At 75.0% G+C, this 16,795-nt stretch carries 19 protein-coding genes; 9 read left to right on the top strand and 10 right to left on the bottom strand.

Going from position 1 to position 16,795, the window contains the following annotated elements; translation table 11 throughout:
- Positions 1 to 98: 98 nt before the first annotated feature.
- The gene (locus H6H00_RS21305; RefSeq protein WP_185717495.1) at positions 99 to 581 is read left to right on the top strand and encodes a DUF3093 domain-containing protein; all 483 of its coding nucleotides are present in this window, start codon (positions 99 to 101) and stop codon (positions 579 to 581) included.
- Positions 582 to 667: 86 nt separating this feature from the next.
- On the opposite strand, the gene H6H00_RS21300 is transcribed toward H6H00_RS21305, so the two are convergent.
- Entirely contained in the window at positions 668 to 967 is a 300-nt protein-coding gene (locus H6H00_RS21300) for a DUF4193 domain-containing protein (RefSeq protein ID WP_172164589.1), read from the bottom strand.
- Between the two features lie 221 nt (positions 968 to 1,188).
- On the opposite strand from H6H00_RS21300, the gene H6H00_RS21295 reads away from it, so the two are divergent.
- Positions 1,189 to 2,307: a phosphotransferase family protein gene (locus H6H00_RS21295; RefSeq protein ID WP_185717494.1), complete on the top strand. Its 1,119-nt coding sequence runs from the start codon at positions 1,189 to 1,191 to the stop codon at positions 2,305 to 2,307.
- On the top strand, positions 2,304 to 2,936 hold the full coding sequence (gene cei / locus H6H00_RS21290; protein ID WP_185717493.1) for an envelope integrity protein Cei: 633 nt from the start codon (positions 2,304 to 2,306) through the stop codon (positions 2,934 to 2,936). Before H6H00_RS21295 ends, cei begins: the two co-directional genes overlap by 4 nt.
- A gap of 49 nt (positions 2,937 to 2,985) precedes the next feature.
- On the opposite strand, the gene H6H00_RS21285 is transcribed toward cei, so the two are convergent.
- Positions 2,986 to 3,852, bottom strand: a complete 867-nt coding sequence (locus tag H6H00_RS21285; protein WP_255425297.1) for an inositol monophosphatase family protein — start codon at positions 3,850 to 3,852, stop codon at positions 2,986 to 2,988.
- Between the two features lie 220 nt (positions 3,853 to 4,072).
- On the opposite strand from H6H00_RS21285, the gene H6H00_RS21280 reads away from it, so the two are divergent.
- From H6H00_RS21280 to H6H00_RS21260, 5 genes are all read left to right on the top strand, one after another.
- Positions 4,073 to 5,488: an RNA polymerase sigma factor gene (locus H6H00_RS21280; RefSeq protein WP_185717492.1), complete on the top strand. Its 1,416-nt coding sequence runs from the start codon at positions 4,073 to 4,075 to the stop codon at positions 5,486 to 5,488.
- A gap of 165 nt (positions 5,489 to 5,653) precedes the next feature.
- Positions 5,654 to 6,601 (top strand): alpha/beta hydrolase, encoded by a 948-nt coding sequence (locus H6H00_RS21275; RefSeq protein ID WP_185717491.1) that lies wholly within the window; start codon positions 5,654 to 5,656, stop codon positions 6,599 to 6,601.
- Between the two features lie 155 nt (positions 6,602 to 6,756).
- On the top strand, positions 6,757 to 7,737 hold the full coding sequence (locus tag H6H00_RS21270; RefSeq protein WP_185717490.1) for a sensor domain-containing diguanylate cyclase: 981 nt from the start codon (positions 6,757 to 6,759) through the stop codon (positions 7,735 to 7,737).
- Positions 7,734 to 8,069 carry a YidH family protein gene (locus tag H6H00_RS21265; RefSeq protein WP_185717489.1) on the top strand — a complete coding sequence of 112 codons (336 nt, stop codon included), beginning with the start codon at positions 7,734 to 7,736 and terminating at the stop codon, positions 8,067 to 8,069. Before H6H00_RS21270 ends, H6H00_RS21265 begins: the two co-directional genes overlap by 4 nt.
- Positions 8,066 to 8,377: a DUF202 domain-containing protein gene (locus tag H6H00_RS21260; RefSeq protein WP_185717488.1), complete on the top strand. Its 312-nt coding sequence runs from the start codon at positions 8,066 to 8,068 to the stop codon at positions 8,375 to 8,377. Before H6H00_RS21265 ends, H6H00_RS21260 begins: the two co-directional genes overlap by 4 nt.
- 74 nt (positions 8,378 to 8,451) lie before the next feature.
- Here H6H00_RS21260 and H6H00_RS21255 read toward each other — a convergent pair whose 3' ends face one another.
- From H6H00_RS21255 to H6H00_RS21230, 6 genes are all read right to left on the bottom strand, one after another.
- Positions 8,452 to 10,101, bottom strand: coding sequence for a monocarboxylic acid transporter (locus H6H00_RS21255; RefSeq protein WP_255425296.1), 1,650 nt, complete (start codon positions 10,099 to 10,101; stop codon positions 8,452 to 8,454).
- Positions 10,098 to 10,439: a DUF485 domain-containing protein gene (locus H6H00_RS21250; RefSeq protein WP_185717487.1), complete on the bottom strand. Its 342-nt coding sequence runs from the start codon at positions 10,437 to 10,439 to the stop codon at positions 10,098 to 10,100. Before H6H00_RS21250 ends, H6H00_RS21255 begins: the two co-directional genes overlap by 4 nt.
- A gap of 177 nt (positions 10,440 to 10,616) precedes the next feature.
- Positions 10,617 to 12,290, bottom strand: coding sequence for a sodium/solute symporter (locus tag H6H00_RS21245; protein ID WP_255425851.1), 1,674 nt, complete (start codon positions 12,288 to 12,290; stop codon positions 10,617 to 10,619).
- On the bottom strand, positions 12,290 to 12,637 hold the full coding sequence (locus tag H6H00_RS21240) for a DUF485 domain-containing protein (protein ID WP_185717486.1): 348 nt from the start codon (positions 12,635 to 12,637) through the stop codon (positions 12,290 to 12,292). The genes H6H00_RS21245 and H6H00_RS21240 overlap by 1 nt, the downstream gene beginning before the upstream one ends.
- A gap of 13 nt (positions 12,638 to 12,650) precedes the next feature.
- Entirely contained in the window at positions 12,651 to 13,424 is a 774-nt protein-coding gene (locus tag H6H00_RS21235; RefSeq protein WP_185717485.1) for a LytR/AlgR family response regulator transcription factor, read from the bottom strand.
- Positions 13,421 to 14,515, bottom strand: a complete 1,095-nt coding sequence (locus H6H00_RS21230; protein ID WP_185717484.1) for a sensor histidine kinase — start codon at positions 14,513 to 14,515, stop codon at positions 13,421 to 13,423. The genes H6H00_RS21235 and H6H00_RS21230 overlap by 4 nt, the downstream gene beginning before the upstream one ends.
- Positions 14,516 to 14,565: 50 nt before the next feature.
- Here H6H00_RS21230 and H6H00_RS21225 point away from each other — a divergent pair, with 50 nt between their 5' ends.
- A complete protein-coding gene (locus tag H6H00_RS21225) occupies positions 14,566 to 15,720 on the top strand; it encodes an acyl-CoA dehydrogenase family protein (protein WP_185717483.1) in 1,155 nt (384 codons plus the stop codon).
- A gap of 17 nt (positions 15,721 to 15,737) precedes the next feature.
- On the opposite strand, the gene H6H00_RS21220 is transcribed toward H6H00_RS21225, so the two are convergent.
- The gene (locus H6H00_RS21220) at positions 15,738 to 15,938 is read right to left on the bottom strand and encodes a hypothetical protein (protein ID WP_185722928.1); all 201 of its coding nucleotides are present in this window, start codon (positions 15,936 to 15,938) and stop codon (positions 15,738 to 15,740) included.
- Positions 15,939 to 16,018: 80 nt separating this feature from the next.
- Positions 16,019 to 16,747, bottom strand: coding sequence for an alpha/beta fold hydrolase (locus H6H00_RS21215; RefSeq protein WP_255425295.1), 729 nt, complete (start codon positions 16,745 to 16,747; stop codon positions 16,019 to 16,021).
- Between the last annotated feature and the right edge of the window lie 48 nt (positions 16,748 to 16,795).

The raw sequence follows: 16,795 nt of genomic DNA, 5'->3' as shown, positions 1-16,795 counted from the left end.
GGCGCGCCGGAGCGGCGCCGTGGGCGGTGCGGTGGACGGCACCTGCTGGGGAGCATCGACGGGGCCGGACACGACGACCGACGCTACCCTCAGGAATCGTGAACGAGCACCCATCGACGGCCGAGCCTGCGACGTCCGGCACCTCCGGGTTCGACGAGCGGTTGTCCGTGCCGTGGTGGTGGTACCTGCCGGCGATCGGCGTGGCGGTGCTCCTCGGCGCCGAGATCCACATGGGCTACCCGGGCGTCCGGGCCTGGATCGGCTACGCCGCGCTGATCCCCCTGGCGGTCGCGGTGCTGGTCTGGCTGGGTCGGGTCCGCGTGCGCGTCGGCGACGGCGTCCTGCGGGCCGGGGACGCCGTCCTGCCCCTGGCGCACGTCGGCCGCGTCGACGTCATCCGCGACCGCGACGCCAAGCAGGTGGCGCTGGGTCCCGACCTCGACCCGACCGCCCACCTGCTGCACCGCGCGTGGGTGCGGCCGGTGGTGCGGGTGGAGGTCACCGACCCCGCGTCCGACGCCCCGTACTGGGTGGTCAGCGTGCGCGACGCCGACGGCCTGGTCGCCGCGCTCGGCCGGTAGGGCCCGGACGCGAAGACGCCCCGAACCTCTCGGGTCCGGGGCGTCGAACGGTCGGTCGTCGCGGCGCTGATCGGGCGGCGCTGGTCTCAGGCGGCGCAGTCGCGGCAGACGAACTGCGGGCTGCTCTCCGCGAGCCGGCTGCGGTGGTGCACCAGGAAGCAGCTCGAGCAGGTGAACTCGTCGGCCTGCTTCGGGATCACCTTGACGGTGAGCTCCTCGCCGGACAGGTCGGCGCCCGGGAGCTCGAAGCTCTCGGCCGTGTCGGTCTCGTCGACGTCGACCACGGACGACTGCGCCTCGTTGCGACGGGCCTTCAGCTCGTCGAGCGAGTCCTCGGCCATGTCGTCGGTCTCGTTGCGCCGTGGAGCGTCGTAGTCGGTTGCCATCGTCCCACCCTCTGTGAACAGCAGTTCTTCGTCGTCGTGCCGCTGGACAACGTCACAGCGACGGGGTTTGTGCCCGACCTCGGGAGTGACGCCGGTCTCACCAGTCCGGGACCGCCAGCTCTGACCCGCGGCCGCGAACCTTAGCCCATGCGTCAACCCCCCGCGACCGACCCCGCGACGGGCCCGGCCCCGGGCGGCGGCGCGGGCTAGGGTTCCCGTTCGTGACCGCGTCTGCCGCCCCCGGATCCGACTCGCCCCGAGCCGAGTCTCCGGGCCCCGTTCCCGGTGCCGACCCCGGGACCGTCGGCCCCTGGCTCGCCGAGCGGCTCGGCGACCCGCGCTGGTCGGACTGCACGCTGTCCTCGATCGGCGGGGGCCGGTCCAACCTCACCTACCGCGTCGCGAGCCCGGCGGGCGAGGTCGTGCTGCGCAGGCCGCCGGTCGGCGAGGTCGCGGCCACCGCGCACGACATGGGGCGCGAGCGGCGCGTCATCACCGGCCTGGCCGGCACCGCGGTGCCCGTGCCGCGGGTGCTGGCCCACTCCGACGGCGGCCCGCCGGTCGACGCCCCGTGCTTCGTCATGGAGCTCGTCGACGGGGTCGTGCCGCTCGGCGAGCTGCCCGCGGGCTGGGCGGAGACCGAGGCCGACCGCGGCCGCGCCGGCCAGGCGCTGGTCGACGTGCTGGTGGCGCTGCACGCCGTCGACCCCGCGGAGGTCGGCCTGGGCGACTTCGGGCGCCCCGACGGCTTCATGGCCCGCCAGGTTCGCCGCTGGGGCAAGCAGTGGGACGCCGCGCGCGAGTCCGGCGGCGCCGTGGAGCAGAGCACGGCCGACGCGCTCACCGGGCTCGCCGAGACCCTCGCCGCGTCCGTGCCGACCACCCAGCGCGACACGATCGTCCACGGCGACTACCGCATCGACAACTGCCTGTTCGACGGCGCGGACCCCGGCCGCATCCGGGCGGTGCTCGACTGGGAGCTCTCCACCCTCGGCGACCCGCTCGCCGACCTCGGCCTGCTGCTCGTCTACTGGCACGAGGCCGACGACCCCGCGATCTGGCGCGGCGCGCAGCACCTGTCCAGCCCGACGCGGCTGCCCGGCTTCCCGACGCGCGCCGAGGTCGCCACCGCCTACGCCGCCGGTTCGGGACTCGATCTCGACCCGCTGCCCTGGTACGTCGCGTTCGGCACGTTCAAGCTCGCCGTCGTGCTCGCCGGGATCCTGGCCCGCGTGCACGCCGGGATGGTGCCCGCGTCGATGGCCGACGGGCTCGACGACGCGGTCGACCCGTTGGTCGCGCTCGGCGAGCACGTGCTCGCCCACGGGATCGACCGATGACCGCCGTGCCCTACCGGCGGCGGCGCCGCACCCCGATCGTCGCGGTGGTGGCGGTGCTCGCCGTGATCGCGGCCGTCACCTGGACCGTGGTGCTCGTCGGGGCGTCCGGCCCGAGCGGGCCGCAGTCCTGCCCGACGCCCGCCGCGGGCACCGCGCCCGGTGCCACGCTCGAGTCCGGCGCGCTCGACGCCGTCGTCCCGGCCCCGCCCGCCGCGATCCCGGTCCGGGTCTTCAACGCCGGCGGGCAGCGCGGGCAGGCCAACCTCGTGGCCGCGCAGCTCGACGACCTGGGCTTCGGCTCTGCCGGCCCGCCCGACAACGACCCGTTCTTCCCCGACGGCGACATGGAGTGCGTCGGGCAGGTGCGCTTCGGGCCCGCGGGCGAGTCGGCGGCGAGCACGCTGTCGCTGGTGCTGCCCTGCGCGGAGCTGGTGCGCGACGAGCGGGCCGACGACACCGTCGACGTCGCGGTGGGCACCGGCTTCGGCGACGTGAACCCGCCCCGCCCGGTGCGCGACGTGCTGGAGACCCTGGGCGCCCCCTCCCCCGCCGACGACGGCGAGGCGGGCGCGCCCGCTGCGGTCGACCCGGCGGCGCTGACCGAGGCCCGCGACACGACGCCCTGCTAGGACCCGTGCGCGGGAACGGTCGCCCCGGCGACCGTCTCCGCGCACGACCTCAGACGGACCCGGCCCCCGCGTCCCGGGCGCGCACCGCCAGCTCGGCGGCGATCCCCGGCGTCGCGGCGAGCAGGGCGTCGGCGCCGAGGCCGTCGTCGGGCGGGGCGAGGCCCCCGGCCCCGGGCGTCCGCACCACCGCGCCCGCCTCGCGCGCGACGAGCGCGGCGGCGGCCCAGTCCCACCAGTTGCAGCCGTGCTCGAGGTAGGCGTCGGTCCAGCCGGCGGCGACGGCGCACAGGTCGAGCGCGGCCGACCCGGTGCGGCGGACGTCGCGGACCTGCGGGAGCAGCGCCGCGACCAGCGACGCCTGCCGGGCGCGGCGCGTCCCGTCGTAGGCGAACCCGGTGCCCAGCAGCGACAGCGACACGTCGGTGGCCGCCGACACCGACAGCGGCCGCCCGTCGCAGGTGGCCCCGAGGCCGGCCGCCGCGCTCCACAGGCGCCCCGAGTCCGGCTCCACGACGGCCCCGGCCAGCGACTCGCCGCCGCGCGTCGCGGCCACCGAGATCGCGTACCAGGGCAGGCCGTAGAGGAAGTTGACGGTGCCGTCGATCGGGTCGACGACCCACACGACCCGATCGACGTCGACGCCCGCGCTGCCGCCGTGCTCCTCCCCCACCACGGGGTCCCCGGGACGCAGCACGGCGAGCCGATCGCGGATCAGCGTCTCCACCGCGGTGTCCGAGGCCGTCACGACGTCGGTCGGGGTGCTCTTGGTGGCCACCGACCCGGCCGCACCACCGGTCTCCCACGGCCGCGGCAGGCCGCGCAGGTGCGTGGCCGCCTCGGTGGCGACACGCACCGCGACCAGGCGCAACGCCTCCGGATCGACCGCGGGCGGAGTACTGTCGTGCGGGGTGCTCACCCGGTCATCCGATCACATCCCGGCCGCCCGGACACGCCTACGGGATCGCAGGCGCGAGCACCCGCGACGCACGCAGTTACAATGGCCGCACACCCCGCTGCGGGGCCGCCCCTCCGGTGCTCCCGGGCGGCGACCCGGCGGGTCAACGTCCCACAGATCTCGTCAGGCAGCCGGTATGTGATCGTCCGGCTCACCAGCGCACCGCAGTGAGAGGGCCTAGGTGGCAGCCGCAGATTCCGCAACCCGTACCGAGCCCACGGCCGACCCGGCCACGGCTCCCGCTCCCGCCCGTCGGGCGCCCCGGGCGAAGACCGCTCCCGCGGCCAAGACCGGGCCGAAGCCGCGCGCCCGTGCCGGCGCCAAGGCCGCGCCGGCCAAGAAGGACGGCGAGCCCGCCGACCTCGACGGCCCCGACGCCGACCCCGTCGAGCTCGACGGCTCCCCCGAGGGCGCCGATCTCGAGGAGGTCGAGGTCGACCTCGACGACGCCGAGCTGACGCCCGACGCCCCGGCCAAGGGCGTCCAGGTGCCCGGCAAGGCCACCGACGAGGACGAGGACGACGAGGACGACGACGAGGACGAGCCGGCCAACACCGGCGCGAACCGTCGCGGCCCCCGCGAGCGCTCCTCCACCCCGACGAAGTCCTCGGACTTCGTGTGGGACGAGGAGGAGTCCGAGGCCCTGCGCCAGGCGCGCAAGGACGCCGAGCTCACCGCCTCGGCCGACTCGGTCCGTGCGTACCTCAAGCAGATCGGCAAGGTCGCGCTGCTCAACGCGGAGGAGGAGGTCGAGCTCGCCAAGCGCATCGAGGCCGGCCTCTACGCCGCCGAGCGGCTGCGTCGCGCCATCGACGCGGGCGAGAAGGTCTCCCCCCAGCTGCGGCGCGACCTGCGCTGGATCGTCCGCGACGGCGAGCGCGCCAAGAACCACCTGCTGGAGGCCAACCTCCGCCTCGTGGTCTCCCTCGCCAAGCGCTACACCGGCCGCGGCATGGCGTTCCTGGACCTGATCCAGGAGGGCAACCTCGGCCTGATCCGCGCCGTCGAGAAGTTCGACTACACCAAGGGCTACAAGTTCTCGACCTACGCGACGTGGTGGATCCGCCAGGCCATCACCCGCGCGATGGCCGACCAGGCCCGCACCATCCGCATCCCGGTGCACATGGTCGAGGTCATCAACAAGCTCGGCCGCATACAGCGCGAACTCCTGCAGGACCTGGGCCGCGAGCCCACGCCCGAGGAGCTCGCCAAGGAGATGGACATCACCCCGGAGAAGGTGCTGGAGATCCAGCAGTACGCCCGGGAGCCCATCTCGCTGGACCAGACCATCGGCGACGAGGGCGACAGCCAGCTCGGTGACTTCATCGAGGACTCCGAGGCGGTCGTCGCGGTCGACGCGGTCAGCTTCACGCTGCTGCAGGACCAGCTCCAGTCGGTGCTGGCCACCCTGAGCGAGCGCGAGGCGGGCGTGGTGCGGCTGCGCTTCGGCCTCACCGACGGCCAGCCCCGCACGCTCGACGAGATCGGCCAGGTCTACGGGGTCACCCGCGAGCGGATCCGGCAGATCGAGTCGAAGACGATGTCCAAGCTGCGCCACCCCAGCCGGTCCCAGGTCCTGCGCGACTACCTGGACTAGACCCGGTCCTGCGCGACGGCCCCCGAGCTCCGGCCCGGGGGCCGTCGTCGTGTCCGCAGCCGGTCGGCGACCCTGCGGTCGCCTCGCGCCCTGCCGGGCGGGGTGCCGGTCGCCGGGGCAGAGTGATCCACCGTGATCCACCACCGCCCGGACCGAGGAGGCCCCGTGCCGCTGGACCCCGACTTCGCCGACGTCCTCACCCGCCTGGCCGACGCGGGCGCCCTACCGCTGGTGCGGGGCACCGCCCGGGAGACGCGCGCGCACTACCGGGCGCTGGCGCTGGCCCGGCGCGGGCCGGACTTCGTGCCGGAGTCCGTGGCCTCCGTCGTCGACGCGACGGTGCCGGGACCGGGCGGGCCGCTGCCCGTCCGCACCTACACCCCGGACGACGCGCACGCGGTGGTGCTGTTCCTGCACGGCGGCGGCTGGGTCATGGGCGACCTCGACACCCACGATCCCGTGTGCCGCCGCATCGCGAACGCGGTGGGCGCCACCGTCGTCGCGCTGGACTACCGACTCGCCCCGGAGCACCCGCACCCGGCCCCGCTGGAGGACGCGTGGGCGGCGCTGCTGCACCTGGCCGACCGCTACCCGGGACGCCCGCTCGCCGTCGCCGGGGACAGCGCGGGCGCGAGCCTCGCGGCCGGTCTCGCGCGGCACGGCCGGGACGCGGGCGGTCCGGCCCTGGCCGCCCAGCTGCTCGTCTACCCGGCCACCGACCCGTCGATGGGGCAGGACTCGGTGCGGCGCAACGGCGAGGGCCGGTTCCTCACCGCGGCCGACATGAGGTGGTTCTACGCGCAGTACGCGCCGTCCCCCGAGCAGGCCGGGGACCCGCGCGTCGACCTGCTCGCCGCACCCGACCTGGCCGGCCTCCCGCCCGCCGTCGTCGCCACGGCGGAGTTCGACCCGCTGCACGACGAGGGGGTCGGCTACGCCGAGCGGCTGCGCGCCGCGGGGGTGCCCGTCACGCACGTCACCGGCCCGGGCCTGATCCACGGCTACTTCGCCTTCCTCGGCGCCGTGGCCGCAGCCGACGCCCGCAGCCGTGAGGTGCTCGCCGCGTTCGCGGCCCTGCTGCGCCGGCCGGGCTTGCGCCATCGGTCAGGTTAGGCTAACTTTCCTCTCGTTGCTTCGTGGTGGGAGCAGCGCGTCAGTTCGGGACACCTCGGGGTCCGGCCGGTCCGGCCGGGCCCCGAGGCCAGTGCGGAGGCCCTCGTCGGTGCGGCCGCCTATCGTGTGCGGGGTACCCGCGCCGAGGAGGGCCGATGGAACCGGACCCGCCGCTCGTCGCACCCCACCTGCGCCCGGCCCGCACGTTCGACGCGGCCTGCGCCACCGTCGTCGAGTACCTCTCCCGGTTCGTGCCGATGGGGATGTGGGCCGTCACCCGCATCGTCGACGGACGGCAGGTCCTGCTCTCGGTCGACTCCCCCGCCTACGGCCTGCCGCCGGGCACGGAGCTGCCCTACGCGACGTCGCTGTGCCGCACGATGGTGGCCGGGGAGACCCCGCGGATCGCCCCCGACGTGGGGCAGGTGCCGCAGTACGCGGCCGCGGCGGTCGCGGCGCGGCCGTTCGTCGTCAACGCCTACGTCGGCACCCCGATCGTCCGGCCCGACGGCGCCCTGTTCGGCACCGTGTGCGGCTTCGACCCCGACCGGCAGCCCGAGTCGCTGCACGCCCACCGCCCGCTGCTCGACCTGCTCTCGAGCATGCTCTCCGCCGTGCTGGAGGCCGACACGCAGGCCACCGCGGCGGCGCGGGACCTGGAGCTCGCGCGCCGCGAGGCCGACACCGACGCCCTCACCGGCCTGCTCAACCGCCGCGGCTGGGACCGCTTCCTGCGCGTCGAGGAGCGGCGCTTCCGCCGCTTCGGCGACCCGGCGTGCGTGGTCGTCATGGACCTCGACCACCTCAAGACCGTCAACGACACCCGCGGCCACGACGCGGGCGACGACTACATCCGCCGGGCCGCGACGGCCCTGTCGCTGTGCGTCCGCGGCGGCGACGTGCTGGCCCGCCTCGGTGGCGACGAGTTCGGGATGCTCGCCGTCGGCGCCACCGTCGAGCAGACGGCGCAGCTGGTGGAGCGGATGGAGCAGTCGCTGTCGGCGGCCGGGGTGTCCGGCTCGTTCGGGCACGCGCCCTACAGCGTGGTCGCCGGGCTCCCCGGCGCGTGGCAGGCCGCCGACGAGGCGATGTACGAGCAGAAGCGGCGGCGCCGGGCCGCCGGGACCCCGGCGTGACCGCCCCGGACCCCCGCTTCACCCTGGCCAACGAGCGCACCTACCTGGCCTGGCTGCGGACCGCGCTCGCGCTCGTCGCCGCCGGGGTAGCCGTCGCGGCGCTGGTGCCGGAGTTCGGCGTCGAGGGCGCGCGGCACGTCGTCGGGGTGGTGCTGGCCGGGCTCGGCGTCGCGGTGGCCGCCGGGGCGATGCGGCGCTGGCACCGCGTGCAGGACGCGATGACGCGCGGGGCGGACCTGCCCCCGACCCGGATGCCCGCGCTGCTCGGCTCCGCGCTGGCCGCCCTCGGCCTGGCCGTGGCGGTGCTGCTGGTGGTCGGCGGCCTGCGGTGATCCCGCCGCCGGGGCTGGCCCCCGAGCGCACCGCGCTGGCCTGGGAGCGCACCGCCCTCGCGATGCTGACCGGCGGGGCCCTGCTCGCGGTCCGCCACCTCGGCGATCCCGGCTCGGGGGCGCTGGTCCTCGCCGTGCTCGGCGTGGTGCTCGCGCTGCTGCTGGCCGGGATCGGACGGCGGCGCGCCCGCCGGCTGCTCACCGACCCGTCGACCCCGCCGCGGGGCGCGGTCGTCGCCGGCGGCACCGCGGTGGCCCTGTTCGGTCTCGCGGTGCTCGGTGCGGTGCTCACCGGCGCACTGCGCTAGGACGACGAACGGCCCTCCCGTCCACTCGTGATGGACGGGAGGGCCGTGCGTCACCCCGGTCGTTCGGGGTCGTCCTAGTGCGCGACCGACTTCTCGACGCCCACCCCGGTGAGGGAGCGGACCGCCATCTCGGAGACCTTGTCGGCGTTCGGCTTCTCCTTGCTCAGCACGGTGCCGATGTAGCCGAGCAGGAACGACAGCGGGATCGAGACGATGCCCGGGTTGTCGAGCGGGAACCAGTGGAAGTCGACGCCCTGCAGCATCGACGCGCTCCGGCCGGTGGCCGCGTCGACGGGCTTGCCCGACACGACCGGCGAGAAGACGATCAGCAGGACCGTCACGCCGAGACCGCCGTAGATGCTCCACAGCGCGCCCGAGGTGTTGAAGCGCTTCCAGAACAGCGAGTACAGGATCGTCGGCAGGTTCGCCGAGGCCGCGACCGCGAAGGCCAGCGCCACGAGGAACGCGATGTTCTGGCCGTTGGCCAGGATGCCGCCGGCGATCGCGACGACGCCGATGACGACCGCCGTGATGCGGGCGACCTTCACCTCCTCGTTCGGGTCGGACAGCTCGCCCTTCTTGATCACGTTGGCGTAGATGTCGTGGGCGAACGACGCCGACGCCGTGATCGTCAGGCCGGCGACCACCGCGAGGATGGTGGCGAACGCGACGGCCGCGATCACACCCAGCAGCACGGTGCCACCCAGCTCGTAGGCCAGCAGCGGGGCCGCCGAGTTGGCGCCACCCGGCGCGGCCCGGATCGCCTCGGGGCCGACCAGCGCACCGGCCCCGTAGCCCAGGACCAGCGTGAACACGTAGAACAGGCCGATCAGCCAGATCGCCCAGACCACCGAGCGGCGGGCCTCCTTGGCCGTGGGCACGGTGTAGAAGCGCATGAGGATGTGCGGCAGGCCCGCGGTGCCGAGCACGAGCGCGAGGCCCAGGGACAGGAAGTCGATCTGGGTGATCGCGGTCTTGCCGTACTGCTTGCCCGGGTTCAGCAGCGCCTGGCCCGTCTCGCCGCCCGCGCGGACGGCGTCGGCGAGCACGGCGGAGAAGTTGAAGCCGTAGAGCGCGAGCACCCAGATCGTCATGACGCCGGCACCGGCGATCAGCAGGACGGCCTTGATGATCTGCACCCAGGTCGTGCCGCGCATGCCGCCGATGAGCACGTAGGCGATCATGACCGCGCCGACGATGGCGATGACGACCGACTGGCCGAAGCCGTCGGTGATGTTGAGCAGCAGTGCGACGAGGCCACCGGCACCCGCCATCTGCGCGAGCAGGTAGAAGAACGACACCGCGAGCGTCGAGGTCGCGGCGGCGGCGCGCACGGGGCGCTGCCGCATCCGGAACGCCAGCACGTCGCCCATCGTGTACTTGCCGGTGTTGCGCAGCAGCTCCGCCACCAGCAGCAGCGCGACGAGCCACGCCACGAGGAAGCCGATGGAGTAGAGGAAGCCGTCGTAGCCGTTGAGCGCGATGGCGCCGGCGATGCCGAGGAACGAGGCGGCCGAGAGGTAGTCGCCGGAGATCGCGACGCCGTTCTGCGGGCCGGAGAACCCGCCGCCCGCGGTGTAGAAGTCCGAGGCGCTCGACGTGGCGCGGCGGCTCACGTAGATGACGATCCCCAGCGTGAACACGACGAACAGGCCGAAGATGGTGATGTTGAGGATCGGGTCGCTGCCCTCGACCCCGCCCTGGGCGAGCACGATGGTGATCACTTGTCGGCCCCCTGGATGCCCTGGCGGATGGAGCTGGACAGCGGGTCGAGCCTGCGGTCGGCGAACTTCACGTACCAGGCGGTGATCGCGAAGGTCGACACGAACTGCAGCAGGCCCAGGAGCAGCCCGAGGTTGATGTTGCCCAGGACCGGGATCGACATGAACGGCGCGGCGTAGGTCGCCAGCAGGACGTAGAGGACGTACCAGCCGAGGAACAGGCCGGTGACGGGGAAGACGAAGCTGCGCAACCTGCGGCGCAGCTCCTGGAAGTCCGGCTCGGCCTCGATGGCCTGCCAGTCCCGGGTCGCCGCCGCGGGAGACGGATCGGTGGTACTCACGGTGCCTCCTTGCACTCGTCCGACCGCACTCGGCCGACCGGAACGGACGCTCAGGAAAGCCGTCCCGGTTCCCACCCGGAAGTGGGCCACGACACACAACCCGCACGGGCGACGAACGGTCGACGAACGGTCGGCCACGCCGTCCAACGGTCACGCAGAGTCAGGGACCCCCCGGGGTCAGGCGCGCGGACGGGTCTCGTCCAGGTGCAGGCGCAGCATCGCGGCGGCGGCCCACGCGGGCGGGTGGCCGCGCAGCGACACCAGCACCATCGTCGCGAACGCCAGCGGCACCGACCACAGCGCGGGCTGCCCGAGCAGGATCGAGGCGAGGCCGTCCGGGGACCCGAGCGTCAGGTCGACGACGATCACCCCGGCCGAGGCGACCAGCCCCACCACCATCCCGACGACGGCGCCGCGGGCGGTCAGCCCGGCCCACCAGATGCCGAGCACGAGCAACGGGCAGAACGTGGAGGCGGCGACGGCGAACGCCGAGGTCACCAGCACGCCCACGTCGAGGTGCACCGCGGGCAGCGCCAGCATGACGACGAGCGCGGCCGCCGCGAGCGAGGTCAGCCGCAGCCGGCGCAAGGTCGTGCCGGGCAGCAGGTCGTGCGACACGGCCCCGGACATCGCCAGCAGCAGCCCGAGCGAGGTGGCGAGGAACGCGGCGAACGCGCCCGCCGTCAGCAGGGCCGTGAACAGCGTGCCGGCGAACCCGCCGTCGACGCGCGCGGGCAGCGCGACGACGACGGTGTCGGTGCCGCCGGAGAGGTACAGCTCGGGCAGCAGGACCGCACCGAGCACCCCGTAGACCGCCGGGAACAGGTAGAACGCGCTGAGCAGCGCCACGGTGATCGCGGCGGTGCGGCGGGCGCCGCGCCCGTCGGGGCTGGTGTGGAAGCGCACCAGGATGTGCGGCAGGCCCATCGTGCCGAGCACGGTGGCGACCAGGATCGACAGGGTCGCGAGCACCGGGTGGCCCGCGCCGCCCGGGTCGAGCAGGGGGCGCGACCAGCTCTCCCCGCCGGGCGGGACGGCCCCGTCGACGTCGGGCACGTCCGAGCCCTGCGCGAACACCCACCGGCTGCCGCCGTCGACGACGTAGCGGCCGGGGTCGAGCACCCCGGGCGGGCCCCCGTCGACGGAGACGGTGGTGGGCTCGGTGACGCTCAGCTCCGTGCCGAGCCGGAAGTCGACGGGGGTGTCGCGCGTGAACGTCGTGAACTCCACCGGGGACAGCGCCGCCGCGCGCGTCTCGCCGGTCACGCTGAGCACCAGCCAGATCGCCGGGACGACGAACAGCAGCAGCTTGAGCCCGAACTGGAACGCCTGCACGTAGGTGGCCGCGCGCATCCCGCCCAGCGCCAGGGTGATCGACACCGCCGCCCCCGCGACGACGACCCCGACCCAGTACGGCGTGCCCGCCACGACCGCGAGCACCTGCCCTGCCGCCTTGAACTGCGGCACCAGGTACAGCGTGGCGATCACCAGCACCACGACCGCGGAGAGGCGGCGCAGGCCGGCGGAGCCGAGGCGGGCCTCGGCGAAGTCGGGCACGGTCAGCGCGCCGGTGCGGCGCATCGGGGCCGCCACCAGCGCGAGCATCGCGAGGTAGCCCGCGGTGAACCCGACCGGGTACCACAGCGCCCCGATCCCGTCCTTGACCACGAGCCCCGCGACGCCGAGGAACGACGCCGCCGACAGGTACTCCCCCGACACCGCCGCGGCGTTCAGCGCGGGCGAGATCCGCCGCGAGGCGACCAGGAAGTCCGAGGTGCTGCGCATGGCGGCCACCCCGCGCGCCCCGATCAGGAGCGTGGCGAGGACGACGAGGACGAGCGCGGCGACGATCACGCGTCCTCGGCCTCCTCCGCCCGGTGCAGCTGCCACCACGCGAGCACGACGAGCACCGCGTAGGGCAGGACGGCGATCGCGAGCCAGGACACGGGCACGCCGAACAGGCGCACGGCGTCCAGGCCCGGGAAGGCGGCCAGGACCAGCGGCAGCCCGATGATCAGCCCGGCCAGCCCGGCGACGGCCCCGAGCGCCCGCCGCAGCTGCTCGCGGTGCAGCCGCCGGGCGCGCTCCATGTCGGCGGGCGCGAGGTGCGGCGGGTCGACGCGCACGCCCGCCCGCCTGCGCGCGATCACCAGGCTGGTCTGCGGGCTGGTGACGGCCACCCGCCGCTGCTTGGTCATCGGCGCTCCCCCGTCATCGCCGGGTGCGGGGGTCGAAGTCGCCGCGGGTCGCGGCCTCGAGCAGGAGCTCGCGCAGGTCCCGGGCGTGCCGGCGGCTGACCGGGACGTCCCCGGCGTCGGTGTGCGCGAGCAGCCCCCCGCTGACGTCGCTGCGCAGCTCCCGCACCGCCCCGACGGCCAGCAGGTAGCTGCGGTGCACGCGCACGAACCCGGCGGGCGTCCAGTGCTCCTCGAGCCGGGAGATCGGGATCCGGACCAGGTGCCCGCCGGTCGGGGTGTGCAGCCGCACGTAGTCGCCCTGGGCCTCGACGAACCGCACGTCGTCGCGGCGGACGAAGCGGGTGCGCCCGCCCAGCTCCACCGGGACGGCGGCGAGCGCGTCGACCGGCTCCGCGGGCGGCTGGTCGGGCCCGCCCGCCGCGGTGAACCGGCGGACCCGGTCGAGCGCGGCCGCGAGCCGCTCCGCACCGACCGGCTTGAGCAGGTAGTCGACCGCCCCGATCCCGTACGCCGACGCCGCGTGCTCCTCGAACGCGGTGACGAACACGACCACCGGCGGGTCGGTCATCCGCGCGAGCAGCGACGCCAGCTCCATCCCGTCCATCGCCGGCATCGACACGTCGAGGAACACCACGTCGACGGGGCCGGCCTGGATCTGCCGCAGCGCCTCGACCGCGCCCGGGGCCGTCGCGACGTCGCCGACGCCGGGCGACTCCAGCAGCAGCCGCCGCAGCTCGTCGCGGGCGGGTTCGACGTCGTCGACCACCAGCACGCGCAGGCCGCTCACGTGGCCGCCACCCCCGGCTGGAACCGCGGCACCCGCAGCACGACCCGCGTGCCGGCGCCGTCGGCGGTCTCGACGATCAGGCCGTAGCCGGGGCCGAACACGCTGCGCAGCCTGCGGTCGACGTTGACCAGCCCCAGGCTGCCGGGCTTCCCGCGCCCGGCCAGGACGTCGGCGGCGTAGGCCGGGTCCATGCCCGCGCCGTCGTCCTCGACGCTGATCACGCACTCGCCCCCCTGCGCCTCCCCGGTGACCTGGATCAGCCCGCCCGGCCCCAGCTCCACGCCGTGCCGCACGGCGTTCTCCACCAGCGGCTGCAGCGCGAGATAGGGCAGGGCCACGGGCAGGATCTCCGGGGCGATCCGCACCTGCACCCGCAGCCGCTCCCCCAGCACCGCGCGGGCCAGCGCGAGGTAGGCCTCGATCGCGGCGAACTCGCCCGCGACGGTGGTGTAGTCGCCGCTGCGGGCGAGGCTGTGCCGGGTGTAGGCGGCGAAGTCGAGCATGAGGTCCCGGGCCCGCTCCGGGTCGGTGCGCACGAAGGACGCGATCACCGTGAGCGAGTTGTAGACGAAGTGCGGCGAGATCTCCGCGCGCAGGGCCCGCAGCTCGGCGGCCTCCGCGACGCCGGCGGAGGCCTCCAGGCGGCCCCGCTCCAGCGCCTCCCCCACCCACGCCGCGGCCTCGCGCAGCTGGCCCGCCGACAGCCGTCCCTGGGTGACCAGGACGCCCACCAGCTCGTCACGGGCGTGCACCGGCAGGGCGACCAGGTCGCCGCGCACCGACCGGGAGTCGGTGCGCCGCACGCGCTCGATCAGCTGGGCTGCGGTCGCGGGGTTGTCGGGGCGCCCGCCCCAGTGCGGGTCGCCGTCGAGCCCGACCAGGCCGACCGCGGTGACGTCGAGCAGGCGTCGCAGCTCGCGGGCGGCCCCGGCCGCCCGCGGGGCGGCGAGGCCGTCGCGCAGCTCGGTCGCGATCCGGCGGCCCGCGGCGAGGACGGCGAGCGACTCCGGGCCCGGGCCGGTGCGCACCGGTCGGCCGAGGAGGTGGGGCAGCCCGAGGTGCGGCAGCCGGAGGCGGGGCAGGGCGACCATCTCCGCCTCTCCGTCGGGGACCCGGGCCCGCGTGACTCTACGCTCGCCCCGTGGAGCTGAGCACCGAGGAACAGGCCGTGATCGCCACCGTCCGGGAGTTCGTGGAGCGCGAGGTCCGGCCGGTCGTCCGCGAGCTGGAGCACGCCGACACCTACCCCGAGGACCTGATCGAGCAGATGAAGCAGCTCGGCGTCTTCGGGCTCGCAGTGCCGGAGCCGTGGGGCGAGGCGCCGGTGTCGATGCCGTGCTACGCGCTCGTCACAGCGGAGCTGGCCCGCGGCTGGATGAGCCTGGCGGGGGCGATGGGCGGGCACACCGTCGTCGCGAAGCTGCTGGTCGCGTTCGGCACGCCGGAGCAGCAGGAGCGCTGGCTGCCGCGGATGGCCACCGGCGAGGTGCGGGCGACGATGGCGCTCACCGAGCCCGGCGGCGGGTCCGACCTGCAGGCGATGACGACCCGCGCCCGCCGCTCGCCCGACGGCGGCTACGTCGTCGACGGGGCGAAGACGTGGATCACCAACTCGCGGCGCTCGCAGCTCATCGCGCTGCTGTGCAAGACCGACCCGGACGCCTCCCCGCCGCACCGCGGCATCTCGATCCTGCTCGTCGAGCACGGGCCGGGCCTCACCGTGTCCCGCGACCTGCCCAAGCTGGGGTACAAGGGCGTCGAGAGCTGCGAGCTGACCTTCACCGACCACCGCGTCGCCGACGACGCCCTGCTCGGCGGCGTCGAGGGGCGCGGGTTCGCGCAGATGATGAAGGGCCTGGAGACCGGCCGCATCCAGGTCGCGGCGCGTGCGCTCGGCGTCGGGCGGGCGGCGTTCGACGACGCCCTGCGCTACGCCCAGGAGCGCGAGTCCTTCGGCAAGCCGATCTGGCAGCACCAGTCGATCGGCAACCACCTCGCGGACATGGCCACGAAGCTCACCGCGTCCAAGCAGCTGATCCTGCACGCCGCGGAGCGCTACGAGACCGGGCAGCGCTGCGACCTGGAGGCGGGCATGGCGAAGCTGTTCGCCTCGGAGGCGGCCATGGAGATCGCGCTCGACGCGGTGCGCATCCACGGCGGCTACGGCTACTCCACCGAGTTCGACGTGGAGCGCTACTTCCGCGACGCCCCGCTGATGATCGTGGGCGAGGGGACGAACGAGATCCAGCGCAACGTGATCGCCGCGCAGCTGGTGAAGCGCGGGGGTCTCGACTGAGGCCCCCGCGCGACGGGTCAGTCGACGGCGACGCGCTCGTTGGCGTCGAGGCCCAGCATGGCCAGCATCTCGGCGCAGTCGTCGACGTCGATCGCCCGGCCGGCCACCACGCGCGCGGCGCGGCGGTTCTGCAGGTCGTTGCTCATCTCGTTGGCGACCTGGGCGGCGGCGAACCGGCCGCCCTCGTCGTTGGTGGTGGGGCTTCCGGTCCAGCTCACGTGTCCGTGACTCCCTCGGGTCGCGTGCCGCGGGCCCCGAAGGGGTCGCTCGCACGTCGTGTGTCGACCCTACCCCGGGGTTACTCCGGTCGGGGTACCCATGCGGCGAGGCGCGGGGCCAGTGCGGCGAACAGCAGCGGATCCCGGACCATCGCGGTGTGGCTGCAGGTCACCTCGACGTGCTCGGCGTCCGGGGCGAGGCAGGACCGCCAGCCGACGACGCCGTCGCTGCGGGAGTACACCGACACCGCGGGCATCGTGAGCGGCGCGGCGAGGCCCGCCTCGGTGGCGGCGCGGCAGGTCCCGTCGAGGCAGTCGCGCTCCAGCAGGCCCCGCAGACCGAGGTCGGAGAGCCGGACCAGCGCGCGGCAGGCGACCGTGACCGCGGCCCGGGTGTCGAGCGGGTTCAGCACGGGCGTGCCCAGCATGACCAGTCCGCGCACCAGGTCGGGGCGGCGCACCGCCACCAGGCGCCCGATCCAGCCGCCGCGGCTGTGCCCGACGAGGACGACCGGCCCGCCGGTGACGGCCGCGTGCCGCTCCACCCGCCGCTCCAGGCGGTCGACGAGCTCGGCGGTGCAGCCGACGTTGATGCCCAGCCCGGCACCGGACGCGCGGTAGCCGCGGGCGTCGAGCCAGGTCCGCAGGGCCGACATCGACGCGTCGGCCCCGCCGAACCCCGGCACCACGACGACGCCGAGCCCCCGCCCGACACCGGGCCCGGTCGCGGTCCACACGGGATGGCGGCGCAGCGTGCGCCGGCCGACGCCGACGACGGGGGCGAGTTCACGGACCACCTCGGAGAGCACGTCCGGTCCAACGGCCCGGCGGACGGGATCGGTGCCCGACCGCGAGGG

Origin of the sequence: Pseudonocardia petroleophila, from assembly GCF_014235185.1 — a bacterium.
In the GTDB taxonomy this organism is placed as follows: Bacteria; Actinomycetota; Actinomycetes; order Mycobacteriales; family Pseudonocardiaceae; genus Pseudonocardia; species Pseudonocardia petroleophila.
This window is presented reverse-complemented; position numbering and strand designations above follow the sequence as displayed.